The sequence below is a fragment of the Anaeromassilibacillus sp. An200 genome (assembly GCF_002160025.1).
Taxonomy (GTDB): domain Bacteria; phylum Bacillota; class Clostridia; order Oscillospirales; family Acutalibacteraceae; genus Caccousia; species Caccousia stercoris.
The window spans coordinates 131,153-154,051 of the sequence record NZ_NFJU01000001.1 but is presented as its reverse complement, the minus strand read 5'-3'; the positions used below and the strand labels follow the sequence as shown (position 1 = coordinate 154,051).

24 protein-coding genes are annotated in these 22,899 nt (G+C 53.7%); 21 read left to right on the top strand and 3 right to left on the bottom strand.

Annotation, left to right across the window (positions count from 1 at the left end):
- Nucleotides 1–67 precede the first annotated feature (67 nt).
- The 14 genes from B5F35_RS00755 to hpf all read left to right on the top strand — a co-directional run bounded on the left by B5F35_RS00755 (nucleotide 68) and on the right by hpf (nucleotide 11,915).
- The gene (locus B5F35_RS00755; RefSeq protein WP_162611282.1) at nucleotides 68–1,636 is read left to right on the top strand and encodes a sodium:solute symporter family protein; all 1,569 of its coding nucleotides are present in this window, start codon (nucleotides 68–70) and stop codon (nucleotides 1,634–1,636) included.
- Nucleotides 1,637–1,703: 67 nt separating this feature from the next.
- Entirely contained in the window at nucleotides 1,704–1,952 is a 249-nt protein-coding gene (gene secG, locus B5F35_RS00750; RefSeq protein WP_087237083.1) for a preprotein translocase subunit SecG, read from the top strand.
- Between the two features lie 184 nt (nucleotides 1,953–2,136).
- Nucleotides 2,137–4,170: a ribonuclease R gene (gene rnr, locus B5F35_RS00745; protein ID WP_087237082.1), complete on the top strand. Its 2,034-nt coding sequence runs from the start codon at nucleotides 2,137–2,139 to the stop codon at nucleotides 4,168–4,170.
- 84 nt (nucleotides 4,171–4,254) lie between these two features.
- Nucleotides 4,255–5,997: a putative polysaccharide biosynthesis protein gene (locus B5F35_RS00740; RefSeq protein ID WP_087237080.1), complete on the top strand. Its 1,743-nt coding sequence runs from the start codon at nucleotides 4,255–4,257 to the stop codon at nucleotides 5,995–5,997.
- Nucleotides 5,998–6,038: 41 nt separating this feature from the next.
- Nucleotides 6,039–6,746, top strand: a complete 708-nt coding sequence (gene mazG / locus B5F35_RS00735) for a nucleoside triphosphate pyrophosphohydrolase (protein WP_162611281.1) — start codon at nucleotides 6,039–6,041, stop codon at nucleotides 6,744–6,746.
- Nucleotides 6,712–7,080: a non-specific DNA-binding protein Hbs gene (gene hbs, locus B5F35_RS00730; RefSeq protein WP_330396257.1), complete on the top strand. Its 369-nt coding sequence runs from the start codon at nucleotides 6,712–6,714 to the stop codon at nucleotides 7,078–7,080. Before mazG ends, hbs begins: the two co-directional genes overlap by 35 nt.
- Nucleotides 7,081–7,164: 84 nt before the next feature.
- Complete coding sequence (locus tag B5F35_RS00725; RefSeq protein WP_087237246.1) at nucleotides 7,165–7,407, top strand: RNA-binding S4 domain-containing protein; 243 nt, start codon at nucleotides 7,165–7,167, stop codon at nucleotides 7,405–7,407.
- Nucleotides 7,408–7,569: 162 nt separating this feature from the next.
- Complete coding sequence (gene yabP / locus B5F35_RS00720) at nucleotides 7,570–7,848, top strand: sporulation protein YabP (protein WP_087237074.1); 279 nt, start codon at nucleotides 7,570–7,572, stop codon at nucleotides 7,846–7,848.
- A complete protein-coding gene (gene yabQ, locus B5F35_RS00715) occupies nucleotides 7,845–8,402 on the top strand; it encodes a spore cortex biosynthesis protein YabQ (protein WP_087237073.1) in 558 nt (185 codons plus the stop codon). Before yabP ends, yabQ begins: the two co-directional genes overlap by 4 nt.
- Nucleotides 8,403–8,418: 16 nt before the next feature.
- Nucleotides 8,419–8,685: an FtsB family cell division protein gene (locus B5F35_RS00710; RefSeq protein WP_242969338.1), complete on the top strand. Its 267-nt coding sequence runs from the start codon at nucleotides 8,419–8,421 to the stop codon at nucleotides 8,683–8,685.
- A gap of 32 nt (nucleotides 8,686–8,717) precedes the next feature.
- Nucleotides 8,718–9,164, top strand: coding sequence for a S1 RNA-binding domain-containing protein (locus B5F35_RS00705; RefSeq protein ID WP_087237069.1), 447 nt, complete (start codon nucleotides 8,718–8,720; stop codon nucleotides 9,162–9,164).
- Between the two features lie 104 nt (nucleotides 9,165–9,268).
- The gene (locus B5F35_RS00700; RefSeq protein WP_087237067.1) at nucleotides 9,269–10,417 is read left to right on the top strand and encodes an amidohydrolase; all 1,149 of its coding nucleotides are present in this window, start codon (nucleotides 9,269–9,271) and stop codon (nucleotides 10,415–10,417) included.
- Nucleotides 10,418–10,428: 11 nt separating this feature from the next.
- Entirely contained in the window at nucleotides 10,429–11,271 is an 843-nt protein-coding gene (locus B5F35_RS00695; RefSeq protein WP_087237065.1) for a fumarate hydratase, read from the top strand.
- Between the two features lie 107 nt (nucleotides 11,272–11,378).
- Nucleotides 11,379–11,915 (top strand): ribosome hibernation-promoting factor, HPF/YfiA family, encoded by a 537-nt coding sequence (gene hpf / locus B5F35_RS00690; RefSeq protein WP_087237063.1) that lies wholly within the window; start codon nucleotides 11,379–11,381, stop codon nucleotides 11,913–11,915.
- 68 nt (nucleotides 11,916–11,983) lie between these two features.
- Here hpf and B5F35_RS00685 read toward each other — a convergent pair whose 3' ends face one another.
- Nucleotides 11,984–12,652, bottom strand: coding sequence for a Crp/Fnr family transcriptional regulator (locus B5F35_RS00685; protein WP_087237061.1), 669 nt, complete (start codon nucleotides 12,650–12,652; stop codon nucleotides 11,984–11,986).
- A 164-nt stretch (nucleotides 12,653–12,816) separates the two neighbouring features.
- Between B5F35_RS00685 and pdaA the strand changes: the two genes are divergently transcribed.
- The 5 genes from pdaA (at nucleotide 12,817) to B5F35_RS00660 (ending at nucleotide 19,113) form a co-directional block, all read left to right on the top strand.
- Nucleotides 12,817–13,623, top strand: a complete 807-nt coding sequence (gene pdaA, locus B5F35_RS00680; protein WP_087237059.1) for a delta-lactam-biosynthetic de-N-acetylase — start codon at nucleotides 12,817–12,819, stop codon at nucleotides 13,621–13,623.
- A 223-nt stretch (nucleotides 13,624–13,846) separates the two neighbouring features.
- Nucleotides 13,847–14,218 (top strand): BlaI/MecI/CopY family transcriptional regulator, encoded by a 372-nt coding sequence (locus B5F35_RS00675; RefSeq protein ID WP_087237057.1) that lies wholly within the window; start codon nucleotides 13,847–13,849, stop codon nucleotides 14,216–14,218.
- Complete coding sequence (locus B5F35_RS00670) at nucleotides 14,215–15,462, top strand: M56 family metallopeptidase (RefSeq protein ID WP_087237055.1); 1,248 nt, start codon at nucleotides 14,215–14,217, stop codon at nucleotides 15,460–15,462. The genes B5F35_RS00675 and B5F35_RS00670 overlap by 4 nt, the downstream gene beginning before the upstream one ends.
- A 303-nt stretch (nucleotides 15,463–15,765) precedes the next feature.
- Nucleotides 15,766–18,570 (top strand): SH3 domain-containing protein, encoded by a 2,805-nt coding sequence (locus B5F35_RS00665; protein ID WP_087237053.1) that lies wholly within the window; start codon nucleotides 15,766–15,768, stop codon nucleotides 18,568–18,570.
- Nucleotides 18,571–18,786: 216 nt separating this feature from the next.
- Nucleotides 18,787–19,113, top strand: a complete 327-nt coding sequence (locus B5F35_RS00660; protein WP_087237051.1) for a helix-turn-helix domain-containing protein — start codon at nucleotides 18,787–18,789, stop codon at nucleotides 19,111–19,113.
- A gap of 64 nt (nucleotides 19,114–19,177) precedes the next feature.
- Here B5F35_RS00660 and B5F35_RS00655 read toward each other — a convergent pair whose 3' ends face one another.
- The gene (locus B5F35_RS00655; protein WP_087237049.1) at nucleotides 19,178–20,710 is read right to left on the bottom strand and encodes a YifB family Mg chelatase-like AAA ATPase; all 1,533 of its coding nucleotides are present in this window, start codon (nucleotides 20,708–20,710) and stop codon (nucleotides 19,178–19,180) included.
- Nucleotides 20,711–20,927: 217 nt separating this feature from the next.
- Between B5F35_RS00655 and B5F35_RS00650 the strand changes: the two genes are divergently transcribed.
- Both B5F35_RS00650 and B5F35_RS00645 read left to right on the top strand, forming a co-directional pair.
- Nucleotides 20,928–21,524, top strand: coding sequence for a sigma-70 family RNA polymerase sigma factor (locus B5F35_RS00650; RefSeq protein ID WP_087237047.1), 597 nt, complete (start codon nucleotides 20,928–20,930; stop codon nucleotides 21,522–21,524).
- 115 nt (nucleotides 21,525–21,639) lie between these two features.
- Nucleotides 21,640–21,915 (top strand): zinc-ribbon domain containing protein, encoded by a 276-nt coding sequence (locus tag B5F35_RS00645; protein ID WP_087237045.1) that lies wholly within the window; start codon nucleotides 21,640–21,642, stop codon nucleotides 21,913–21,915.
- A gap of 66 nt (nucleotides 21,916–21,981) precedes the next feature.
- Here the strand turns inward: B5F35_RS00645 and B5F35_RS00640 are convergent, their stop codons facing one another.
- Complete coding sequence (locus B5F35_RS00640; protein WP_087237043.1) at nucleotides 21,982–22,866, bottom strand: LysR family transcriptional regulator; 885 nt, start codon at nucleotides 22,864–22,866, stop codon at nucleotides 21,982–21,984.
- Nucleotides 22,867–22,899: the final 33 nt, after the last annotated feature.

Below are 22,899 nucleotides of genomic sequence, written 5' to 3'. Positions count from 1 at the left end.
CGTTCGGTATAATAATCTTACTTTATCAGGCAAAAGCTTTAAACCGCTAAAATACGAGGTGAGGGAGTTGCCAAAGGAAGCAGCCATCTGGATGATCATTGCCCTGTATATCGCAGCGATGGTGTGGGTAGGTGTGCAGGGAGCGCGAAAGACGAGAACGCTCACAGATTTTGTGGTGGGAGGACGCCGTGCCGGACCATGGGTTTCAGCATTTGCGTATGGAACCACCTATTTTTCCGCTGTGCTGTTTATCGGCTACGCAGGCAGCAGCGGCTTCCGGTTTGGCCTGTGGGCTGTGCTGGTGGGTTTGTCCAACGCGCTGATTGGCGCGCTTCTGGCCTGGAAACTGCTTGCGCCGAAAACACGCGATGTGACACGCCGCCTGAAAATCAAGACAATGCCGCAGATGTTTGAAAAGCGCTACCAGTCCCCGCGCATGAAAACCTTTGCCGCTCTTTTGATTTTTATCTTTATGGTGCCGTATTCCGCCAGCGTCTACTCCGGCTTGTCCTATCTGTGCGAAATCGCGCTGGGAATCCGCTACGAGTGGGCGATGCTGGCGATCGCGGCGGTAGCGGCGGCTTATCTCATTGCGGGAGGATACATTGCTTCCCTGCGCGCAGACCTGATCCAGGGGATCGTGATGATCGGCGGCGTGCTGCTGATGGTTGGCTTTGTGCTGGCTTCCCCTGAGGTGGGCGGCTTTTCCGTCGGGATGGAACGTCTTACCGGGATCATGGAGGAAGCGGGCATCCTGTCGCTGGATGGAGCAGGGACAGCGCAGCTCATTGGTCTGTGTCTGCTGACAAGCGTTGGTACCTGGGGAATGCCGCAGATGATTCAGAAATTTTATGGTGTGGCCGATCAGAAGGCGATTCGGGCCGGAACAGTGATTTCCACCGCATTTTGCGCCATAATTTCGGTCTGCGCCTATTTTATCGGTTCGCTGACTCGATTATTCTTCACGGAAACGCCGGCAGGCGGGACGGATCAGATGATCCCGATCATTCTGGATCGGACGCTGCCGGTTGTGCTGCTCGGTGTAGTGCTTGTTCTGGTCCTTTCTGCGTCGGTTTCCACCTTGTCCGGCATCACCCTTTCCGCTTGCTCTGCGATTTCGATGGATCTGATCGCTGCGCGCCGCAAGCAGGAGGACAAGAACAAAACCTTGCGGCAGACAAGGGTGCTCTGTTTGGTATTTATTGTGCTGTCATTCCTGATTGCTGTATTCAAAACGCCCATTCTGACGCTGATGTCTTTTTCCTGGGGGACGATTTCGGGCGCTTTTCTGGCGCCGTATTTCCTCGGGCTGTGGTGGAAGCGGATGAACCGTACGGGAGCCTGGGCCGGGATGCTTGTCGGGGCTGCGGTTTCTCTGGTTCTTGCGGCGGCGTCCGGTTTTGACAGCGGCAGCGCGGCCTTGTTTGGCGTGATCGCGATGGCTTCCTCGTTCGCGGCTTGCCTGATTGCGACTCCGATCGGCTGCAAGCTTGGCGGAGCTTTCGCGCAGGTTCCTCCTGAGTTTTTTGATCCGGATTTTTCCCTGCAAACAGGAGAGGGAAAGCAGGCGTCCGCTGTTTCGGAGCAGGCGGCCGCTGGATCGCAAAACGGCGCGCGAATCCGGGCGAAAAATTAGCTTGCAAACCACAGTCGAATGTGTTATGATACTTTAAGATCGATATTTATGCTTTCGGAGGTGCCTTATGCCAGCAATCCAGATTGTTTTTGGGGTCATCCTTCTGCTGTTTTCCATTGCGATTACGATTATCGTGATTCTGCAGGAAGGCCACCAGCAGAATATGGGCGCCATCACCGGCGGCGCGGATACGTTCCTTTCCAAGAACAAGGCTCGTTCGGTTGACGCGTTTCTGGCCAGATGGACAAAAGTGATCACCATCGGCTTCTTTGCTCTGGTTGTTGCGATTAACATTTTTATGTTCTTTGCACAATAATGGCGATCGCCCCCGCCTCGGCGGGGGTTTTTTCTTTGCCTTTTGTGGAGAGTGAACAAAAGGTATTGGGAAACCAACCATGCGGCAGAATAGAGTGCGGAGAGAAAGTTTTTTCGGATCTTAGGGCACAGGCTGGCAGTGAAGGCGCAGTGTGAGAAGATGTGTGAAGAAAAGTGGAGGAATCATGGGGAAAAAATTTAAAGGAAAGCAAAAGAGCAGTTTTCGCCCGCAGGGGAATCATTTTCATGAAAGAAAAACCTTTGCCGCACCGGAAAAACCGGTGATGAAACCTGTGGAGAAAAGAAAAGTATCGGCAAAGATTGTATCACTGTCCCGGAATTTTGCGTTTGCCCGTCCGGATGACGGAGGGGAGGATATGTTCATCCACGCGGATCGTCTGCACGGTGCATTTTTGGGGGACAGCGTGGTTTTGACCAATATTATCCAGCAGGAAAAAGGGCCGAGCGCGGAGGTGGAGGAGATCACCGCAGAGGGAAGCCGCTTCCTCACGGGAACCCTGCGTCATGATGAATACGGTACACTCTTTCATGCCGACGCGGCGCTGCGCTATGCGCTGGCGCTGGCCAAAGGCAGCCTGACTGGGCTCCATGACGGCGACAAGGTGCAGGTGGAGGTTGTTCCCGGCAGCCATGGCGAATATCTGGGCCGCGTGCTCAAGCTGTACGGACGCGGGGACAGCGCGCGAGTCTGTGCGGATGCCATCATCGACGAAAACCGGATCCGCCGGGAGTTCCCGGAGGAGGTGAAGGAGGAGGCATTGCGGCTCAAGGATCGGCAAATTCTTCCCGAGGAGCTTAAAGGCCGTCTCGATCTGCGCAAAACGGCTATTTGTACGATCGACAGCGCTTCCGCGAAAGATCTGGACGACGCCATTTCTGTCTCGCGTACGCGTACCGGTTATAAGCTGGGCGTGCACATCGCGGACGTTTCCCATTATGTGAAGCCGGGAAGCGCGATCGATTGCGAGGCTATGGAGCGCGGCACCTCCGTCTACTTTGCCGACCGCGTGATCCCAATGCTTCCCGAGGAACTTTCCAATGGTGTGTGCTCGCTCAATGCGGGGGAGGACAAGCTGACCTTTTCCGTCCTGATCTGGATCGATCTGGACGGCAATATCGAAAAATATGAATTCCATAAATCGGTGATTCATTCCAAGGTGCGCGGTGTGTACTCGGAGGTCAACGAGATTTTCGCCGGGAAAGCTTCCAAGGAGCTTAAAGAAAAATATGCGCCTGTGCAGCGTTCCCTGAGCATGGCCCGCAAACTGGCTACGCTTTTGCGTCAGAAGTCCAAGGAGAGCGGCACGGTTGATCTCGCCAGCAGCGAGTCAGTGTTTACCGTAGATGAAAACGGTGTCTGCATCGATGTAAACCCGCACACAACGGGAGAAAGCGAGCAGATGATCGAGCAGCTGATGATTATGGCAAACCGCGCTGCTGCGATGCTGGCGGAGAAGCATCAGCTTCCTTTTGTCTACCGCGTCCATGAGAAGCCTAATCCAGATCGTGTGGACAGTCTGGCCGAGCTGGTCACGGCTCTGGGATTTTCCGCGAAGCCGCTGGAGCACCGCGGGGACGTCAAAACGGGGGATCTCGCTGCCGTGATGCGTCAGGCGGAGGGGACAACCTCGGAGCGTGTGATCTCGCACCAGATTCTGCGTACCATGGCAAAGGCGCGGTACGATACCGCCCCGATCGGCCATTTCGGCCTTGCGCTTGCCGATTATTGCCATTTCACCTCGCCTATCCGCCGTTATCCGGATACCTCGATCCACCGGATCCTCTCCTTCTGGCTGAAAACGCAGAACCGTGGAGAGTGTGTCGCCCGTTTCCAGACCTTCGCGCAGGAGTCCGCGGCGCAGTCCTCGGACTGTGAGGTGCGGGCCATGACGGCGGAGCGCAGCGCGGAGGACTGCTACATGGCGGAGTATATGCGCGCTCATCTCGGCGAACATTTTCTCGGCGTCATCAGCGGCGTGACTATGCGCGGCGTATTTGTACAGCTGCCGAACACAGTGGAGGGCTTTGTGCCGGTGGAAAGCTTTCCGGACGCGCATTTTCGCTTTGACGGCGCGGTGACGCAGGTGGACGAGACGACGGGCCGCCGCCTGACTATCGGACAGGAGCTTCCCGTCAAAGCCGTTGCCGCCGACGTTTCCAGCGGGCGGATTGATTTTATGTACGATCCTGAGCCGTAAAAAAGAGGTCATATCGCTTCCTTCCCCACCGTATATATAAGAAAAACGGCGCTTGTCTGCGCCGGAAAGCGGGGAGAGCGGCGGATGAAAAAAAGAGGGCAGGGATTTCTTGGGGGAGCATTGATCCTTCTGATTGCGGTTGGCCTGGTGAAGGTGATCGGGGCCTTTTTCAAAATCCCGCTCAATGCCATCATCGGGGATGTGGGTATGGGTTACTTCGGAACAGCGTACACCATCTACCATCCGATTTTCAGTTTGGCGACTGCCGGATTTCCGGTAGCCATCGCTCGCATGGTGTCGGAAAATCTGGAACGTAAACGCTATCGGGATGTGCGGCGGCTGCATGCTGTCTCCATTCCGATTTTCCTTTTGCTCGGCACGCTGGCCTGTGCACTGATGCTTCTGGGATCCGCGCCCTTTCTCGCCTTTATCAACCGGGCGGATCAAAACGCGCTGCCCGCTGTGTACGTCCTGGCTCCCGCTGTGTTTTTCGGTTCCCTTTCCGCGATTTACCGCGGATATTACGAAGGCTTGGGAGATATGCGCCCCACCGCGTTTTCCGAGGTGGCGGAGGCGCTGTGCAAGCTGATTCTGGGGCTTTTGACCGCGTGGGCTGTGATGGATCGTGCCATGGAAGAGTTCGTGTCGTCGGGAACGGTGTTCGGACAGGCGGTTTCCTCCATGGACTACGCCCGCTCCGCCGCTTTGCCATGGGCGGCGGCGGGGGCTATTCTGGGCGTCACAGTGGGATCGGTGATCAGCCTGCTGACTTTGTGGGTGTATCACCGCGTGCAGGGAGACGGGATTACGCAGGAGCAGCTTCGATCTTCCCCTGCTCCGGCCAGACGCCGGATTTTGGTGCGATCGCTGATCCGCACGGCGATTCCCGTGGCACTGGGGGCGCTGGCGGTCAACCTGTCCAGTCTGGTGGATACCGCCTTTCTCCAAAATCGGATTTCCACCGTTATGACAGAGCATGCCGGCGTGCTGCTGGGCATGTACGGAGACTTTCTTCGCCCGGAGGATATTGCGCAGGGAAGAGTGCCGACAGCGCTGTTTGGATGCTATACCAATGCCCTGACGCTTTTTATGCTGGTTCCCGCGCTGACGCAGGCATTCGGCGTGTCGGCGCTGCCCAGCGTAACGGCGGCCTGGACGAGCGGGAGCCGGCCCAAGCTTGAGAGCAGCATCGAGAATGTGCTGCGGATTGTAGCGCTTATCACCATGCCGGCAGGGATTGCGCTCTCTGTCCTCTCAGGGCCGATCGCGTCGCTGCTCGGCTATAATCCCATTACAGGGAAAATACTGGTCCTGCTTGGGTTGGGTTCCATCTTTGCCGCGGCCAACATTCCCATCAATAGTATGCTGCAGGCGGTGGGGAGGCTGGATTTGCCCGTCAAGCTGCTTTGCGTCGGGCTGGTGATTAAAATTGGCCTCAATTATGTGCTGACGGGAATTCCGGAGATCAATGTGATGGGAGCGGGATTCGGTACGCTCGTCTGTTACTTTTTTCTCACCTTTTTCGGTTTGGCAGCACTGGGAAAGGAAACACATATGGAGCTGCGCCTGTTCCGCTTGTTTGGAAAACCGTTTCTGGCTTCCGTGGCAGCGGCCGCTGCCGGATGGCAGGTGTCCCATTTGGTGCAGCGTGTTTTGCCCGGACGTTGGGAAGCTCTGTTTTCCATGGCCGCGTTTGTGCTGGTCTATGTTTTCTGCGTGCTGTTTCTCCGAATTTTGAGAAAATCCGATTTACAAGCCCTTCCAGGGACAGAAAAAATTACGAAAATACTTGAAAATCATCATTGGATCGGGTACAATAAACTCTAAACTGTGATGAAATTGTGATGAAAAGCAGAGGGGAATGTGCCTTGGATTTCGTTCAGAAGGAAACCTACACGATGGAAGATCTGCTGGCTGTGATGGAACGCCTGCGGGCGCCGGACGGTTGTCCCTGGGACAGGGAACAGACGCATGAGTCTATCCGTCAGTGTTTTCTGGAGGAAACCTATGAGGCGCTGGAAGCGATTGACAACAAGGACGTGGAGCTTCTCGAGGAGGAGCTGGGAGACGTTTTGTTTCAGGTTGTTTTTCATGCACAGTTGGAGAAGGAAAAGGGAACCTTTTCCTTTGAGGATGTCACAGACGGTGTGGTGCGGAAAATGATCCTGCGCCATCCGCACGTGTTTGGAGATGTTTTGGTGAATGGCACAGGAGATGTGCTGCGCAACTGGGACGCCATCAAGAAATCCTCCAAGCACCAGAAATCCCAGACAGAGGTGCTGCAAAGCGTGGCGCGGACGCTTCCGGCTCTGATGCGGGCGCAGAAGCTTCGCCATAAAGCTGCGTCCACGGAGCCGTTTACGGCACAGGACTGCTTGTGTGAGGCGGGGGAAGCCCTTGCGGGCCTGTCTTCCCTCTCGGGCAGAACCAAAGAAGAGCAGAAAGCTCTGCTGGGACAGCTTCTTTTCGCAGCCGCGGGATTGGCAGATGCTCTCGGTGTGGAAGCGGAGGAATCGCTGACACGGACGAGCGACGCTTTTCTTGCCGAGTTTGCAGAAAAGGAAAACACAAAATAAAAGATGTAATTTTCGGGCTCATGCTCCGATAATTAATAAATTTGTGGAGGTCAAAAGAATGAATAAAACCGAGTTGATTGCCGCTGTTGCGGAGAAAGCCAGCATTTCCAAGAAGGATGCCGACAGCGCCGTGAACGCTGTTCTTGATACCATCGTGGAGGCTCTTGCCGCTGACGAGAAGGTTCAGCTTGTTGGTTTCGGCACGTTTGAGGTTCGCTCCCGCAGCGCCCGTCAGGGCCGCGACCCCAGATCCAACTCTCCGATCACGATCCCGGCTTCCAAGGTTCCCGCTTTCAAGGCCGGTAAAGCGTTCAAGGATTCTGTCGCGAAGTAAGGTTTTCAAAATAAACGAGGGCTGCGGACGAAGCGCGCGAAAGCGCGCCGGATGCAGCTCTTTTTTTATTGGGAGGTGAAATGGATGAGACTTGACAAATATTTGAAGGTATCCCGCTTGATCAAACGCCGCACGGTGGCAAATGAAGCCTGCGACGCCGGGCGTGTCCTGGTCAACGGCAAGCCTGCCCGTGCGTCGTATGACGTGAAGGTGGGTGACGTGCTGGAGGTGCAGCTGGGAGCACGCACCTTGAAGGCACGAATTCTTTCCGTTTCCGAGTATGCCAAGAAAGAGGAGGCGGGAGAACTTTACGAGTTCCTCGACTAAGGGAATGTTCTGCCGTCCTCCCTGCATACACATTACTATCCTCAATGGGTCAGGCCGGACGGGGAATGTGTCCGTCCGGCTGCCGTGCCCGGCGAGGAGGCCTTCTGGCGGGGTGTGTTTCCGCCCGCTTGCGGAGGTCTTTGCCAAGCGGAGGGAAATGGGATGACGGAGGAAAAAAAGCAGGGAAAACTGCCGCACAGTGTGATTTTGGAAAACCGGCGCGCGTTTACAGCCACAGGGGTTTCCAATGTGGACAGCTTTGATGAACAGACAATCGTTGCTTACACCGATTTGGGTGAATTGATCATCAAGGGAAGCGGACTGCACATCAACAGGCTGAACATGGAAACCGGAGAACTGACCCTGACGGGAGAGGTTTCCTCTCTGACTTATACAGAGGGGAGGCAGGGAGGCGGTGTGCTTTCCCGGTTGTTTAAATGACAGAGCTGAATCTTCCTTTAGAGGAACAGCTGCACGGTTTCCTGATTGCGGTTGCGGCGGGTGTTTTGCTGGGGGCTCTTTATGATGCGGTCCGTGTGTACCGAATTCTGATGCGCCCGCCGAAACGGCAGGTCTTTTTTCTGGATACAGCCGTGCTGGTTCTCTGTTCCTTTCTCACCTTTCTCACCGCTCTGGCGTCATGCAGCGGTGTGCTTCGCTTTTACCTTTTTCTGGGGGAAGGTCTGGGGTGGTGCCTGTATGCGTTTACCTTGGGGAAGATTACCGTTCGGCTTGCTTCGGCGGTTTTGTGGGTTTTGGAACGATTGCTGTTCCGTCCGGTACAATGTTTGGCCGCTTCCGGAAAGGCTCTTCTGATCCGTCTGTCCGGCAAGGCGAAAGCTTTTCTGAAAAAAATCCTGAAACAGCGGAAAAAAGCCTTGAAACCGCCCGGGAAAGTAGTGTATAATCGGAGTGGATCTTCGCGGAAGATCAAACGAAAGAGAATTCCTGCGCGAAAGGATGGTGCGGAGCTTGCAGGTCATACAGAACCATAAAAAAAGAAAAACAAGCTTGTTGCTGAAAATTGCGATCTGTGCGTTTGCGGTTTATATGATTGCGGCTCTTATCAACCAGCAGGTGCAGATCAGCGAAAAGTCGAAAGAGCTCAGTGAGATGCAGCAGCAGCTGGAGGAACAGAATATCCGGAATGAGGAGCTGCGCCGCGCCCTTTCAGACGGTTCGGAGCAAAACAGTGAATATCTGGAACGCTACGCCAGGGAAGAACTTGGATATGCCAAACCTGACGAGCGCGTTTTTGTCAATATCGCCGGTAATTAAGACCCACATATTAAGGAGGATAAAACAAGTTTATGCAGCTTGAGGTAGGAATGGTCCTGGAAGGAAAAGTGACGGGGATCACGAAATTCGGCGCGTTTGTGGAACTGCCCGGAGGACGCACGGGAATGGTACATATTTCTGAGGTGGCCTCCACCTTCGTCAAAGAGATTCGCGATTATGTGACGGAGAATCAGACGATCAAGGTCAAAATCCTCAATATCAACGAGGATGGAAAGATCAGCCTTTCCATGAAGCGCGCGGTGGATCCGCCGCCGAGAACGGGAAATTCCGCACCACGCCAGCAGCGTCCCGGACGTCCCGGCAATTATGAGTGGCAGAGCCGGAGAAACGAAGGCGGCTCTTTTGAGGAAATGATGTCCCGCTTTAAGCAGACCAGCGATGAGAAAATGTCCGATCTCAAGCGCTGCATGGAATCGAAACGCGGCGGGTTCTCCCGCCATGGCGGTTCTCAGAAATAATACGGCCGAAGGCTTTCATGAGGAAGCGGAGTGGAAACACTGCTCCGCTTTTTTTGCCCGTAAACGGCGAAAAATGTAGAAATAGAATGGGGAGCGTGGATTCGTTGTTCTTTACCAACGCAGTGATTCACACCATGGCCGGTGTGACGCTGAAAAATGGCTATATGCGGATAGAAGGCACGAAAATTATGGAGATCGGCGCAATGCCGGTGGAAGCAGACGGCGAGGTTGTCGATCTGCAGGGTGCTCATGTCTATCCGGGCTTTATTGACGCGCATACCCATATCGGGATGTGGGAGGACGGCCTTTGCTTCGAAGGGGATGACGGCAATGAGGAGACGGATCCGGTTCAGCCGCATCTGCGTGCCATTGACGCTGTGAACCCTATGGATCGTTGCTTTTCCGAAGCGGTGGACGCGGGGATTACAACGGTTCTGACCGGTCCCGGCAGCGCCAATCCCATCGGCGGGCAGTTTGCCGCTCTCAAAACCTTCGGAAAGCGCGTGGATAAAATGATCGTGCGTGCTCCTGTCGCGATGAAAATGGCGCTGGGAGAAAACCCGAAGAATGTCTATCATGATAAGAACCAGGCTCCGTCCACGCGTATGGCGACTGCTGCCTTGATCCGTGATCAGCTGATGAAAGCGAAGCGGTATGAGGAAGCTGTTGTGCGCGCGGAGGAGGACAGCGAAATCGATCCCCCCGAGTATGATGGAAAGTGCGAAGCGCTTCTGCCCGTCCTGCGTGGAGAGGTCAAAGTGCATTTCCATGCGCATCGGGCCGACGATATCTTTACCGCCATGCGCATCGCGGCGGAATTCCAGCTGGACTATGTGATTGTACATGGCACAGAAGGCGGTCTTGTTGCGGACGAGCTGGCTGAAGAGCATGTGCGTGTTCTCTCCGGCCCGCTGCTGTGCGATCGTTCCAAGCCCGAACTGCGCAATCTCACTCCCGCGACGCCCGGAAGCCTGACGCGCGCTGGAGTCCCCACCGCGATTATCACGGACCATCCTGTTGTTCCGATTCAGTATCTCCCTCTGTGCGCGGCACTGGCCGTGCGGGAGGGGATGGATGAGGAGGAAGCTCTTGCCGCCATCACCTGCAATCCGGCCAAAATCTGTGGGATCGATGATCGTGTCGGCAGTCTTGAGATGGGAAAGGACGCTGATTTTGTCGTCTTTCGTGCCAATCCGCTGTCCCTTTCCGCCAAGCCGGAGATGGTTTATATCAGCGGGAAGCGTGTTCGCTGAGGGAGGCTGTTATGCGGGAACTGCATGTCAAAGAAATTACGGATGCGGTAGCGCGTCTGTGTGTGGAAGCAAATCGTGAGCTTCCGGCAGATTTGGAACAAAAAATTCAGAATGCCGCAGAGACAGAGCACAGCGCGCTGGGGCGTGCGGTGCTCTGTGATCTGTGTGAGAATATGCAGGCGGCACGCCGTTTGGGCCTTCCTGTGTGTCAGGATACAGGAATGGCGGTTGTGTTTGCGGAGGTGGGCCAGGATGTTCACCTTGTGGGAGGTTCCTTTGAGGACGCGATTCACGAGGGAGTGCGCCTTGGTTATACAGAGGGCCTTTTGCGCTGCTCCGTTGCTGCGGATCCTATCCGGCGAGGCAACACAGGGGACAATACTCCCGCGATTGTGCATACCCGCCTGGTTCCCGGCGATCGCGTCACGCTGACGGTGGCTCCCAAAGGCTTTGGCAGTGAAAATATGAGCCGTCTTCGCATGATGACTCCCGCTGCAACAGAAGAGGATATTATCTCCTTTGTCGCGGAAACGGTTCGGGAAGCCGGAGGAAATCCCTGTCCGCCGGTGGTGCTCGGCGTTGGAATCGGGGGCGATTTTGAGCAGTGCGCGCTTTTGGCGAAGCAGGCTCTCTGCCGTTCGGTGTCGAAGCGCAATGCCGATCCCTACTATGCCGCCCTGGAGCAGAAAATGCTCGAGGCGGTCAATCAGCTTGGAGTGGGTCCGCAGGGCTTCGGCGGTGATACAACGGCGCTTGCGGTGAACATCGAGTGGGCGCCAACGCACATTGCCGGCCTTCCCGTGTCGGTGAATGTCGGATGTCATGTAACCCGCCATAAAATAGTCACAATTTAGGCATAAATTTTATTTACTTTTTTATCCTGTATTGCTATAATAAAGGTGCAGACTTATCCCTGCGCCGGATTCTCCGGCATGATACGGAATGGCAAGGAGATGTTACAATGAGAATCAGCATTACTGGAAGAAAAGTCAATCTCAGGGATAATTTCAAACAGCTTGCCCAGAAAAAGCTTTCGCGTTTTGAACGCATTTTTGATGAGGATGCGGAGGCAAATGTCGTCGTCACGGTGGAGAAAAACCGCCAGACAGTTGAGATAACGATCAAGCAGCGCGGCATGATTTATCGTGCCGAGGCCACCGAGCTGGAAATGAACGAGGCGTTGGATCGCGTGATCAGCGCTTTGGGACGCCAGATTCGAAAGAATAAGGCGAAGCTGGATAAGCAGATCCACTCCGCGGCTTTGGATCAGTATGTGATGGATTATTACAATTCCGAGGAGGAGCCCGAGGAATACAACGTGGCTCGTGTGAAGCGCTTCCCGGTCAAACCGATGCACGTGGAAGAGGCAATTCTGCAAATGAACATGCTGGATCACCAGTTCTATATGTTCCGCAATGAAGAGTCCGGGGAGATTAATGTAGTTTATGCCCGCCGTGATGGCGGCTATGGTCTCCTGGAGCCCGACGAAGAAGAATAAGAACCTGAACTTCCTAAAAAGGAGGCACAGCCAAGCGCTGTGTCTCCCTTTTTCTGTCTATATCGGTTTTAGCGGCGGGCTGTTCCCGCAAGCCGTTCGAGCCCCTCGCAGTTTTTCAAAAGAATGGTTCCGCGGGCGGTTTCTGTGAGCCCTTCCGCCTGAAAATGCTTGAGCATCCGGGAAACCACTTCTCGTGCGCTCCCCAGGTGACGTGCGATCTGATCGTGGGTGATGTGCAAATCATCCCGGCCCTCCACGTCTCGTTCCTCCAGCAGGAAAGCGGCAAGCCGTGCGTCGAAGCTTTTGCTGAGAACCTGATCCAGCAGCCACATGACCTCCGAGAAACGGGAAGCCATCAGCTCGTTTGTATAATTTGCAATGGGAAGCGAGGAAGTCATCAGCTTTTGGTAGATCTGCGGTGGAATTAGATATGCCGCTGTTGATTCCTCTGCTTCCACATACACATCCATCTGAAGGCTGTGAAGCATACAGGATGCGGAAAAGAGACACAAATCGCGCTCAAACAGGCGATAGAGCGTGATTTCCCGCCCCTCCTCCGTGCAGGTAAAGACCCGCAGAAGCCCTTTGGAAATCAGCAGAAGGCCGACGCAGTCGCCGCTGCCGCTGTGGATCCGGGCGCCTTTTTCAAAGTGATGCAGGGTGGCTGCTTTTTCCAGCGTTTCTTGCTGTGCCTGCGTCAACTGGTTCCAAACAGGAAAAAGTTCTTTGAATTCCATGTTGTCTCCCCATTTTTGTCCTGCGCTGTAAAGCCGTTTTGCTTCTTACATACAGGATAGTTTAAAGATATTATAGCATAGGAAGGAAGACAGCGGCAAGCGTCCTTCCATGGGAATAATGCAGAGAGGAGGCACATATGCATGAAGAGGAAAGGGGTGGGAGTATGTTTGCTATCATCAGAAAACGCCATATCATTGCAGCAGCCGCGGTGGTCCTTGTCCTTGCAATGCTTCCCCTTGGGATGAGAGGATTCCGGGCAGGAGCGGTGCAGGCTTCCGCTCAGACAAATCCAAACTGGGGGCTCAGCTTTCAAAAGGAGGGGGAAACTCCGGTTGGCAATGCTTCCTCGGACTATTTGGCACAATATAACGCTTATTATGTGGGGGATTCCTCAGAGAAAAAAATATACCTGACGTTCGACGCGGGCTACGAAGCCGGTTATACCGCTTCCATTCTGGACACTCTGAAAAAACACAATGTCAAAGCCGCTTTTTTTGTGGTGGGAAATTATCTGGAAACCAGCCCGGACCTTGTAAAGCGCATGGTGGAGGAAGGGCATACCGTGGGAAATCACACATACCATCACTATGATATGTCGAAGATTTCGGAAATGGACGCGTTCCGCCAAGAGATGGAGAGTGTGGAGACAAAATACAAAGAGATTACGGGCTTGGAAATGGAGAAGTTTTACCGGCCACCACAGGGGAAATACAGTGAGCCAAATCTGCAAATGGCACAGGAGCTGGGCTATACCACTGTGTTTTGGAGTCTGGCCTATGTGGATTGGTATCAGGATAATCAGCCAACAAAGGAGCAGGCGTTTGAAAAGCTGCTTCCCCGTATGCATCCGGGAGCGATTGTTTTGCTGCACAGTACCTCCAAAACAAACTGTGAGATTTTGGATGAGCTTCTGACAAAATGGGAGGAAATGGGATATACCTTTGGCACGGTACAGGAATTAATCAAATAATGGGAAGCTTTGTAAGCTGTTTTAGCAGAAGGCAGGAAATCTGAACAGATTTCCTGCCTTTTTGGTTTAGAGTAATGAAGTGTACAGCTTGACAAATTTACTCTAATTTGTTAGAGTAAAAGAGAACTCTAATATAGTAGAGCGAAGGAAACATCAAGCGATCTCCGGGAAGAAAACAAAGGTTTCAAAACCTGGATGCCCGCGTGAAAGGAGAATGACGCAAATGGAGATCCCGAAGATTTTTGAAAGTGAGTATCGTTTCTGCTTGATTCTGTGGGAGAAGGAGCCCATCCGAAGCAGTGAGCTGGTGGCTCTCTGCCGTGAGCGGCTGGGTTGGAAACCAACCACCACCTACACGGTGATCAAACGACTCTCTGAGAGGGGCATACTGAAAAATGAAAACTCCATCGTAAGTTCTTTGATCACGAAAGAGGAAGTGCAGGCAGCGGAGATTGACGAGATGGTGGAAAAGAGGTTTGAGGGGTCTATCCCGGCTTTTTTGGCAGCGTTTACGAAGCGCCGCCGTCTTTCCGAAAAAGAGATCGACGAGGTACAGGAGATGATTGATCGGTATCGGGGAGGGGAGGAACCATGACGGAGCTGTTTTTTGCTGCGGTCAATCTGAGCATCCAGGCGGGGTGGCTGGTGCTGGCTATTGTGGTGCTGCGATTTCTCCTTCGACGGGTTCCGCGGTGGATTTTCCTGTTGCTTTGGGGGATGGTGGGATTGCGCCTGGTGCTTCCCTTCTCCGTAGAAAGCGCCTGGAGTCTGATTCCGAGTGCGGAAACGATCAGCCCCTCTGTTTTATATATGGATGTTCCTCAAATTCGAACCGGTCTTCCGATCGTGAATCAAACAATCAATCCGATGCTCGAAGAAACGCTGACGCCTACGGTGGGTGCGAGCGTCAATCCCATGCAGGTACTGGCGGCTGTCCTTTCCTGGCTATGGGTGGCTGAACTGGCGGGAATGCTGTTGTATCTGGGAGTCAGCTGGGGAAAGCTCAGCCGCCGCCTGCGTACAGCGGTGCGCTTGCAGGATTGTGTATATCAGAGCGAGCAGGTGCGTTCCCCCTTTGTTTTTGGGTTTCTGCATCCCCGCATTATTCTGCCGTTTTCTCTTTCAGAGAGGGACAGGCCGTTTGTCATTGCGCATGAGAAATCCCACATCCAGCGGGGGGATCCCTGGATCAAGATGGCCGCATTTCTTTTGCTGTCTGTCTACTGGTTCCATCCGCTGATCTGGCTGGCTTATTTTCTGCTGTGCCGTGATATGGAGCTGGCCTGCGACGAGCGGGTGATCCGAGGGCTTGATCGGGAAGGACGCGCCGGATACTCGCAGGCGCTGCTCTCCTGCAGTGCGGTACACCGTGGAAATCCGGTTTGTCCGGTAGCGTTTGGGGAATTCAGTGTCCGAAAACGTGTCAAGGCTGTGCTGCGGTATCGCAAGCCCTTACTGTGGGTGACAGCTTTGGCTGTCGTGGCTGTGGCTCTTACCGCTGTTTGCTTTCTCACCACGCCGCAGATCCGCCCCACCATGGAATGGGCGCAAAATCTTTCCGGCGACGATATCGTATCTGCCGAATTGGTTGTTATGCCGCAGGCCACGGACAAACAATATCGGGTATTTGATGAAAATGAATTTGCCGGGATAGCGGCCCTGATTAACGGAAGCCATGGACGGTATGTGGCGGAGCCTGAAAATCTGGCGGGAGGCTCCATACAGTTCCATATTACAACATCGGATGGTGTGGAACACACGGTCAGCAACATGGGGAACACCTATCTGTATATTGATGGAGATACTTTTTCTGCTGGTTACGGCTGGCTTTCTTCCTAGGACGCACCGTATGGTGAAGGTAATGCTCCTCTGCCGGAGCAAGCTGAGAAAGTATCCGCCACCGGCGCGTGGAAATGGTTTGATATGTGGCAGGGAGAAGAACCTTTTACAGAAAATGCGACGCTTGAGACGACTCTTGCGGCGGCCTTCCTATGGCCGCCGCCTTTTTGCGTTCTTTGCCGGGTGGAAACGGGAGGAAACTCTTGAAAGAGAATAGTGTTTCCGATATAATAAATAGATAAAGTGTCGAAATAGGTTTGTTTTCCGCAGGAGCGGTTTTGTTTGACAGGAGTTGAAAGACAGTTGAATTGGAAAAAACATCAGAAAAGGCGTACAGCAGCGGCTGTATTGTGCGCGGCGTCGCTCTTTTTTTCCTTTCCCGCACCTTTAAGCCAGTCTGTTTCAGCGGCGTCCACCGCTACAACGACTGTATATCTGAACCTTCGTGACAGCGCGAGCATGAGCGGCCGCGTTTTGACGACGCTCTCCACAGGAACGCAGCTTACCGTCCTGGATAATTCCAACGCGGAGTGGGTCAAGGTTCGCACTTCCTCCGGACTGGAAGGCTGGTGCAGCAGGGAATATTTGTCCATGGCAGGCAGCACCTCATCCGGTTCCGTTTCCATGACTCCCGGTTCCACAGCGGTTACCACCGCCTATTTGAATCTGCGTCAGGCGGCAGGCACAAGTGCTACCATTCTGACAACCATGCCGCAGGGAGCGATTGTAAGCGTGCTGGAAAATCCGTCGAATGGATGGGTGAAGGTCCGCACTGCTTCCGGGCTGGAAGGGTACTGTTCAACGGAATATCTGTCCGTCAATGCTGCGTCTGATTCGACCGGCTCCGGTTCTGGTTCCGGCAGCTCCTCAACGATTACAGTGGCGGTGACAACGGCCAATCTGAAACTTCGGACAGGGCCGGCGGTAAGTTATACAGCTTTGGTGACAATGCCGCAGGGAACCAAGCTAACGGTTGTCGATAATTCCAATGCCGGCTGGGCCCAAGTGCAGACGCCGGATGGAAAAACTGGGTGGTGCAGCAAGGAATTCCTCACCATTACCACAGAGGCGGGATCTTCCGGCTCCACATCTTCGGCTCCTGCATCGTCCGCGCCTGCGTCGTCTGCCCCCGCTTCTTCGGCTCCGGTGTCATCCTCTGCATCCTCGGGAACCCCGCTGGAACCAAAGCCCGATCCCTCGGATCCTTCCGGAACCGAAAAGACCACAGCGACCACAACGGCCAATTTGAAACTGCGTACCGGCCCTGGTACCAATTATGATATGATACTCATCCTGGCAAACGGGACAGAGCTTACTGTGACGGACAATTCCGATCCCGGCTGGGCCAAGGTGCGGACCGCTTCCGGCAAGGAAGGCTGGTGCAGCAAGGAATATCTGCGAATTGTAACAACAGGCGGAGGTTCCTCCGGTTCCGGTGGATCATCCGGAAGCTCGTCCAGTTCAGAGAGCTCATCCAGCTCCTCTTCGGGTTCCGGTGGTTCGGATTCCGATCATACCATTGTGGGGGCTGTGGTTAACGCGGATGCACTCCGGCTGCGTGCCCAGAAAAGTACCTCCAGCGCCATTCTTGCCACCTTGCCGAAGGGAACACAGGTTTCCGTTCTGGACGCTTCGGATCCGGAATGGGTTCAGGTCAAGACAACCAATGGTTTGACTGGCTATATGAGCGCCGAATATCTGACGCTTCGTTATTCCGACGATCCGGAAACCACACTTCCCAGCGGGAACATCACGCTTTCCAATACCACGGGAACAGTAGCGCAGGGAAAAACATTCTATTTGAAGGCATCCGGCGTCTCGTCTGTTTCCTGGAGCAGCAGCAACACCACAGTTGCGACGGTGGAAAACGGCTTTGTGGAGGCTCTCAGCCCCGGTACAGCGGTAATCACCGCTTCCTATGGTTCTTCCTCCGCCTCCTGTACCGTGACGGTTACACAGTCGCAGGGGATCCGCACGGCATATACTTCTCCGAATATTGCCGCAGTCGGTCAGAGCGTCAGCCTGATTGCCGTTACAGACGCAGACTGCGATGCAGTACGCTTCTATATCACAGAAGCGAATGGATCCACACGGACAGTGGAAGCCACATCCTCCACAACAGAGACAGTGACAGTTTCCGGTAAAACCTATACAACGAAAAAATGGACGGCTAACGCGGTGTTTCAGGGAACGGGAAAAATTCCGGTCAAGGCAGTTGCTTCCCGCAATGGTTCCTGGGGTTCTGTAACCTTTGAGACAAGCGCCTTCATTTCTTCCACCGCAGACAGACGGCAGTCCACTTCGGAGGAACGGCGTGCCAGCGATGAAATGATTCAGATGATTGCGAACTGGGAAGGCTATGCTTCTACGGTGTATGCCGACACGCTGACCACCACCGGAGTCCCGACAATTGGATACGGCTATACTTTTGGTGCAGGTTCCACCTTCTATAATCATATTTCCAAGACGGAAGCCTGGTCGCTCTTGGTAAACCGGATCAACGAAGGTTCTTATACCTCGGAGGTCAACAAGTTCATCCAAAACAACAAGCTGCTGATGAATCAGAATCAAGCGGATTGCCTGATCAGCTTTGGCTACAATGTGGGTGCGGGTTATTGGAACAGTACTTCCACCATGGATGTAAGAACTATTATGCTCAATGCTGTGGTTCCGCCTGCTATTCCCTCGCAGGGGCTGGCAGCAACGGTCAGCAAAAAAACAAGTTTGTATCAGTCGGCCAGCAGAACATCCTCCGTTGTGTCGGAGCTCTCTCTGAATACTGCTGTCACCGTATTGGAGAGTAATTTTACCAATATACAGGATGGCTGGTATCGGGTGCGGACTTCCTCGGGACAGGAAGGCTGGGTGAACTCCGGCTATATCACTTTCCAGGATCAGTCGGGGCTGGTGCACGATCTCAGCTATACCAACGCATATGCGTTTGGCACAGATCTGATCCGCTGGAATATGGCGGGAGGAAAGCCGTATGCAGGCTTGTTCTACCGCCGGCTGGGAGAAGCCAATGTATACAATTATAACGATTATTCGGCAGTAAGATATAACAAATATGGCTATACCTATCCATCGGCTTTTGCAGGATATAACTGAGTTCCCTGGCTGCCGGGCATGTCAAACTGGACATGCCCGGCAGTTTTTTGCAAAATTTGCAGGAAAACGGGAAAATATGGCAAAAAAGATGGTTAAAATTTCATGAAAGCGACCGAAAATTAACCTATGTTATTTCTTTTTCTCTTTATCCTCGCTATAATGATACAGCACAAAACAGTTTTTCAAAGATATCAGAAAAGTTGGATGTGAGGGAGAATGGAACGTTTTGGAGTAAAGCTGCGCCAGCTCCGGGAAGATAAGGGGCTCACACAGCAGGAATTTGCCTCATTGCTGGACATGAACCGCGCCACTATCAGCCACTACGAGAGCAATTTGTCTTATCCTTGTGCGGATGTTCTCGTCAAAATGGCAAACTTTTTTCATGTATCCGTGGATCAATTGCTGGGGCGAAGCGGGATCAGTGTGGATGTGTTTGATGGACTGACGGAAGAGCAGATCCAATCCGTCCAGGAGATTATGCGTCAGTATCGGGACATGAATCATCGGCTTTCTCAATATGAGCACTCTCATTGTGAATCATAACGCAATAGAAAACGGCGTCCTGCCGATCGGTTTGGAGATCCGGCGGGACGCCGATTTTCTATGGTCATAGCTCTTTGGTCCAGTATTTTCGATCCAGACTCCTGTACTGCACTGCTTCTGCCGCATGCTCCGGAAGAATATCGGGGCTTGCGTCGAGATCCGCAATGGAACGGGCTACCTTTAACACGCGGTCATAAGCACGTGCGGAAAGGCCAAGCTGATCAAACGCACGGCGCAGCAGCTCCCGGGCTCCCGGTGTCAGGCGGCACAGTTCCGTGAGAAGATCCGGCGTAATGTTGGCGTTGCAGGTGATTCCGGTTCCGGCAAAGCGTTCCCGCTGGCGTTCTCTGGCCTCGTTGACACGCTTTTTGATGTGGGAGGAGGGTTCCGCTTTTTCGTCTGAGGCAAGCTTGTCGAATTCCACGGGAGGAACCTCCACATGAATATCAAGCCGATCGAGCAGCGGACCGCTGACGCGCGAAAGATAGCGGCTGACTGACTTTGAAGAGCAGGTGCAGGCGCGGGTAGGGTGTCCGAAGTAGCCGCAGGGACAAGGGTTCATTGCAGCCACCAGCATAACGGAGCAGGGGTAGGTGATACTCCCGTTGACGCGCGAAATGGTAACGGTTCCGTCCTCAATTGGTTGGCGCAGAACCTCCATGGCGGCGCGCCCGAATTCCGGAAGCTCATCCAGAAACAAAACGCCATTGTGGGCGAGCGAGAGTTCGCCGGGGCGGGGGATCGTGCCGCCGCCGGAGAGACCCGCGGAGGAAACTGTGTGGTGCGGCGCGCGAAACGGGCGGGTTCGGACGAGAGAAGCACCGGGAGGAAGGATCCCGGCAATGGAGTGGATCTTGGTGGTTTCTACCATTTCCTCAAAGCTCATATCAGGCAGAATAGACGGCAGCCGCTTTGCCAGCATGCTTTTCCCGGTTCCCGGACTGCCGATCAGCATGACATTGTGGCCGCCTGCTGCTGCAATTTCAAGGGCGCGTTTGGCTTCCTCCTGACCGCGCACTTCGGAAAAGTCGGGCAGGGGAGAATGGGGAGCTTCCTGATCGTTCGAGGGGAGAGCGGGAGCAATCGCCCGGGTTCCGGTGAGGTGCTCAAAAAGCTCCTTTACATGGCGGACGGGATACACACGGATCCCGTCTACTACAGCGGCTTCCTGTGCGTTTGCGGCAGGGACAAAAACTCCCTGAAAACCATCTTCCCGCGCTTTGATCACCATCGGGAGAACACCCCGCACAGGACGCACCTCGCCGGAGAGGGAGAGTTCCCCAAGAAAGACAAAGCCGGGATCCGGCGCACTGAGCTGTCCCGAAGCAATCAAAAGAGCAACAAAGAGGGGAAGGTCATAGAGAGAACCTTCCTTGCGTTTGTCCGCAGGAGCCATATTGACTGTGATGCGGGCCACTGGAAAATCAAAGCCGGTATTTTTAAAGGAGGCGCGAATTCGATCGCGGGATTCTTTTACGGAGGCATCCGGAAGCCCCACAACGTCAAAAGAGGGCAGACCTGTGGATAAATCTGCTTCAATTTCAACCAGAAACGCATCCATGCCGTATAAGCCCATACTGCGGACCTTGGATACCATTTTCATCCCTCATTTCGCTCAATTCCAGTTTATTATATCGCTGTTGGTCCCGTGGTATAATTATCCAAAAGAAATATAAATGGGAAAAATGAGTTTTTTAAACCGGATAAATCAGCAAGAAGTGATGAATTGAGAGTAAAAAACAAGAAAATCAAGTTGATTTTTTTAGCAAAATGCTGTATGATAAAGCAGGATTATAGAAAGCGAGAACCAGTCCATGCAGTTGGAAGAAAACGAAAATAAAATTGACTTTACAGATGGAGAGCTTTGCAGCCGGGTTCAGAACGGAGATTCTCAGGCCTTCTGGGAGCTTGCAGAGCGCTATATGGCTTTTATTCGGGGAAAGGCTTCCCGTTACCGCAGCGGCTTGCTGGATGAAGAGGATCTTTCCCAGGAAGGTCTTTTGGGTTTGTTGGCTGCCGCCCGGTTTTATCGTGCGGACGGAAAAGCGGAATTCCGCACCTATGCGGATGTATGTATTCGCAACAAGATGATTACTGCGCTGCGCCGTGCGGAACGAGGGGGAAGTACGGCTTCAGCCCATCTTTCTCTCAGCCGTGAGGAGGATCTGCTGCATATCCCGGCGGGGGATGACGCGGATCCGCAGGCACATTTGGCAGACAGTGAATCCTATGAGGATTTACTCCGCAGAATTGTACAGATCCTTTCTCCGATGGAGCAGGAAGCTTTGTTTCTGTATCTGAAGGGATGCAGCTATACAGAAATGGCAAAAATCTTGCATACAACGGAGAAAGCCGTGGACAATGCCCTCCAGCGGGCCCGATCGAAGCTCAAAAGGCTGTATCCGCGGTAACACCCATACAGAAATCCATATGCCCCGGTAGCTTAGCAATAGAGCGTTGTTTTTCAAAGGCGGCGGTGTAAATCCGTCCACGGGCAAATTTCTATCTTGAAGTGAGGTAAGGAACATGTACGAGGACAAGACTCTCATCTGTAAGGAATGCGGCAAAGAATTTGTATTCACAGCCGGGGAACAGGAGTTTTATGCATCGAAGGGATTTGTCAATGAACCCCAGCGCTGCAAGGCCTGCCGTGATGCCCGCAAAAGTGCTGCCAGAGGCGAACGCGAAATGTACACAGCCGTTTGCGCGAATTGCGGGAAGGAGGCCAGGGTGCCTTTCCAGCCTCGCGAAGATCGCCCGGTTTATTGCAGTGAATGCTTCGCCAATATGCGCGGAGAGTAAAAGCATCATATCAAAGAGCCCGAAGCCAATTCTAAGGCTTTGGGCTCTTTTTTGCGCTTATGAGTGTTACTCTGCTGCAGCGTCCTCCCGCATCAGACGGATGAAGCTCCGCAGAGGAGCGTTTCCTTCCAGTGTCTTGTAGTACACACCAAAGGAGAGGGGATCCGCGCCGATGATAGGGATGCGTGCCAAGGGCAGGAAAGGAGGGATTCCCCAGTCTGGGACAATCGCAATTCCAAATCCCGCCTGCACCAGTACAGCGGCGGCCTCCAAAGATTCGCAGAAATGAAAATCCGATCGGGGGCGTTCTCCCATCAGCTGGCCCTGCAGCCGTGTGATAACCGCCGGACAGGTGGAAGGGTCGGTGAGTACCAGCTTTTCCTTGGTCAGTTCCTCTAAAGAAATGGATTCCCGTTCGGATAAAGGGTTCTCCTCCTGACAAATGCATATCACACGGATCCGTCTCAGTTCCCGATAAGTGCCAGGTGCTTTTCCGCCTGTGATCCCCTTGAATCCCAGCACTGCGTCGACCGCTTCCTCCTGAAGCAGGCGGTACAGCTGCTGGTAAGGGACAACCTGAAGCTGGGGGTGCAGGTGGGGGTGCAGTTCCGCCATGCGGCGAAAGGCGCCTGCCAGCATAAACAGGTGGGCGTAGTTGTGGCAGCCAATGGAAATAGGCTCGATGACCTGTGCGTTGGGATCCTGAAACCGTTTCTTTGCGCGTTCTGAAATGGCGAGCATTCCCTTCGCGTCCGTCAGGAAAAGATATCCGGCGGGCGTCAGATTGACTGTGCGCGTGGTACGGCGGAACAGCTTGACGTTGAGTTCAGCTTCCAGCGTGCGGATCTGATGTGTTACAGCAGGCTGTGTGATGTTCAGCTGTTGTGCTGCACGGGCAAAATTCAGATGTTCGGCTACAGTCAAAAAACAGTGAAGCTGAAAGGTGTTCAAAGGATTTCCTCCTGTTCGTTTTTCTTATTAATA

Coding starts and splice junctions, on each gene's coding strand:
- secG (WP_087237083.1), top strand. CDS start 1,704: ATGCCAGCAATCCAGATTGTTTTTGGGGTCATCCTTCTGCTGTTTTCC.
- rnr (WP_087237082.1), top strand. CDS start 2,137: ATGGGGAAAAAATTTAAAGGAAAGCAAAAGAGCAGTTTTCGCCCGCAG.
- B5F35_RS00740 (WP_087237080.1), top strand. CDS start 4,255: ATGAAAAAAAGAGGGCAGGGATTTCTTGGGGGAGCATTGATCCTTCTG.
- B5F35_RS00725 (WP_087237246.1), top strand. CDS start 7,165: ATGAGACTTGACAAATATTTGAAGGTATCCCGCTTGATCAAACGCCGC.
- yabP (WP_087237074.1), top strand. CDS start 7,570: ATGACGGAGGAAAAAAAGCAGGGAAAACTGCCGCACAGTGTGATTTTG.
- yabQ (WP_087237073.1), top strand. CDS start 7,845: ATGACAGAGCTGAATCTTCCTTTAGAGGAACAGCTGCACGGTTTCCTG.
- B5F35_RS00705 (WP_087237069.1), top strand. CDS start 8,718: ATGCAGCTTGAGGTAGGAATGGTCCTGGAAGGAAAAGTGACGGGGATC.
- B5F35_RS00695 (WP_087237065.1), top strand. CDS start 10,429: ATGCGGGAACTGCATGTCAAAGAAATTACGGATGCGGTAGCGCGTCTG.
- hpf (WP_087237063.1), top strand. CDS start 11,379: ATGAGAATCAGCATTACTGGAAGAAAAGTCAATCTCAGGGATAATTTC.
- B5F35_RS00685 (WP_087237061.1), bottom strand. CDS start 12,652: ATGGAATTCAAAGAACTTTTTCCTGTTTGGAACCAGTTGACGCAGGCA.
- pdaA (WP_087237059.1), top strand. CDS start 12,817: ATGTTTGCTATCATCAGAAAACGCCATATCATTGCAGCAGCCGCGGTG.
- B5F35_RS00675 (WP_087237057.1), top strand. CDS start 13,847: ATGGAGATCCCGAAGATTTTTGAAAGTGAGTATCGTTTCTGCTTGATT.
- B5F35_RS00670 (WP_087237055.1), top strand. CDS start 14,215: ATGACGGAGCTGTTTTTTGCTGCGGTCAATCTGAGCATCCAGGCGGGG.
- B5F35_RS00660 (WP_087237051.1), top strand. CDS start 18,787: ATGGAACGTTTTGGAGTAAAGCTGCGCCAGCTCCGGGAAGATAAGGGG.
- B5F35_RS00655 (WP_087237049.1), bottom strand. CDS start 20,710: ATGGTATCCAAGGTCCGCAGTATGGGCTTATACGGCATGGATGCGTTT.
- B5F35_RS00650 (WP_087237047.1), top strand. CDS start 20,928: ATGCAGTTGGAAGAAAACGAAAATAAAATTGACTTTACAGATGGAGAG.
- B5F35_RS00645 (WP_087237045.1), top strand. CDS start 21,640: ATGTACGAGGACAAGACTCTCATCTGTAAGGAATGCGGCAAAGAATTT.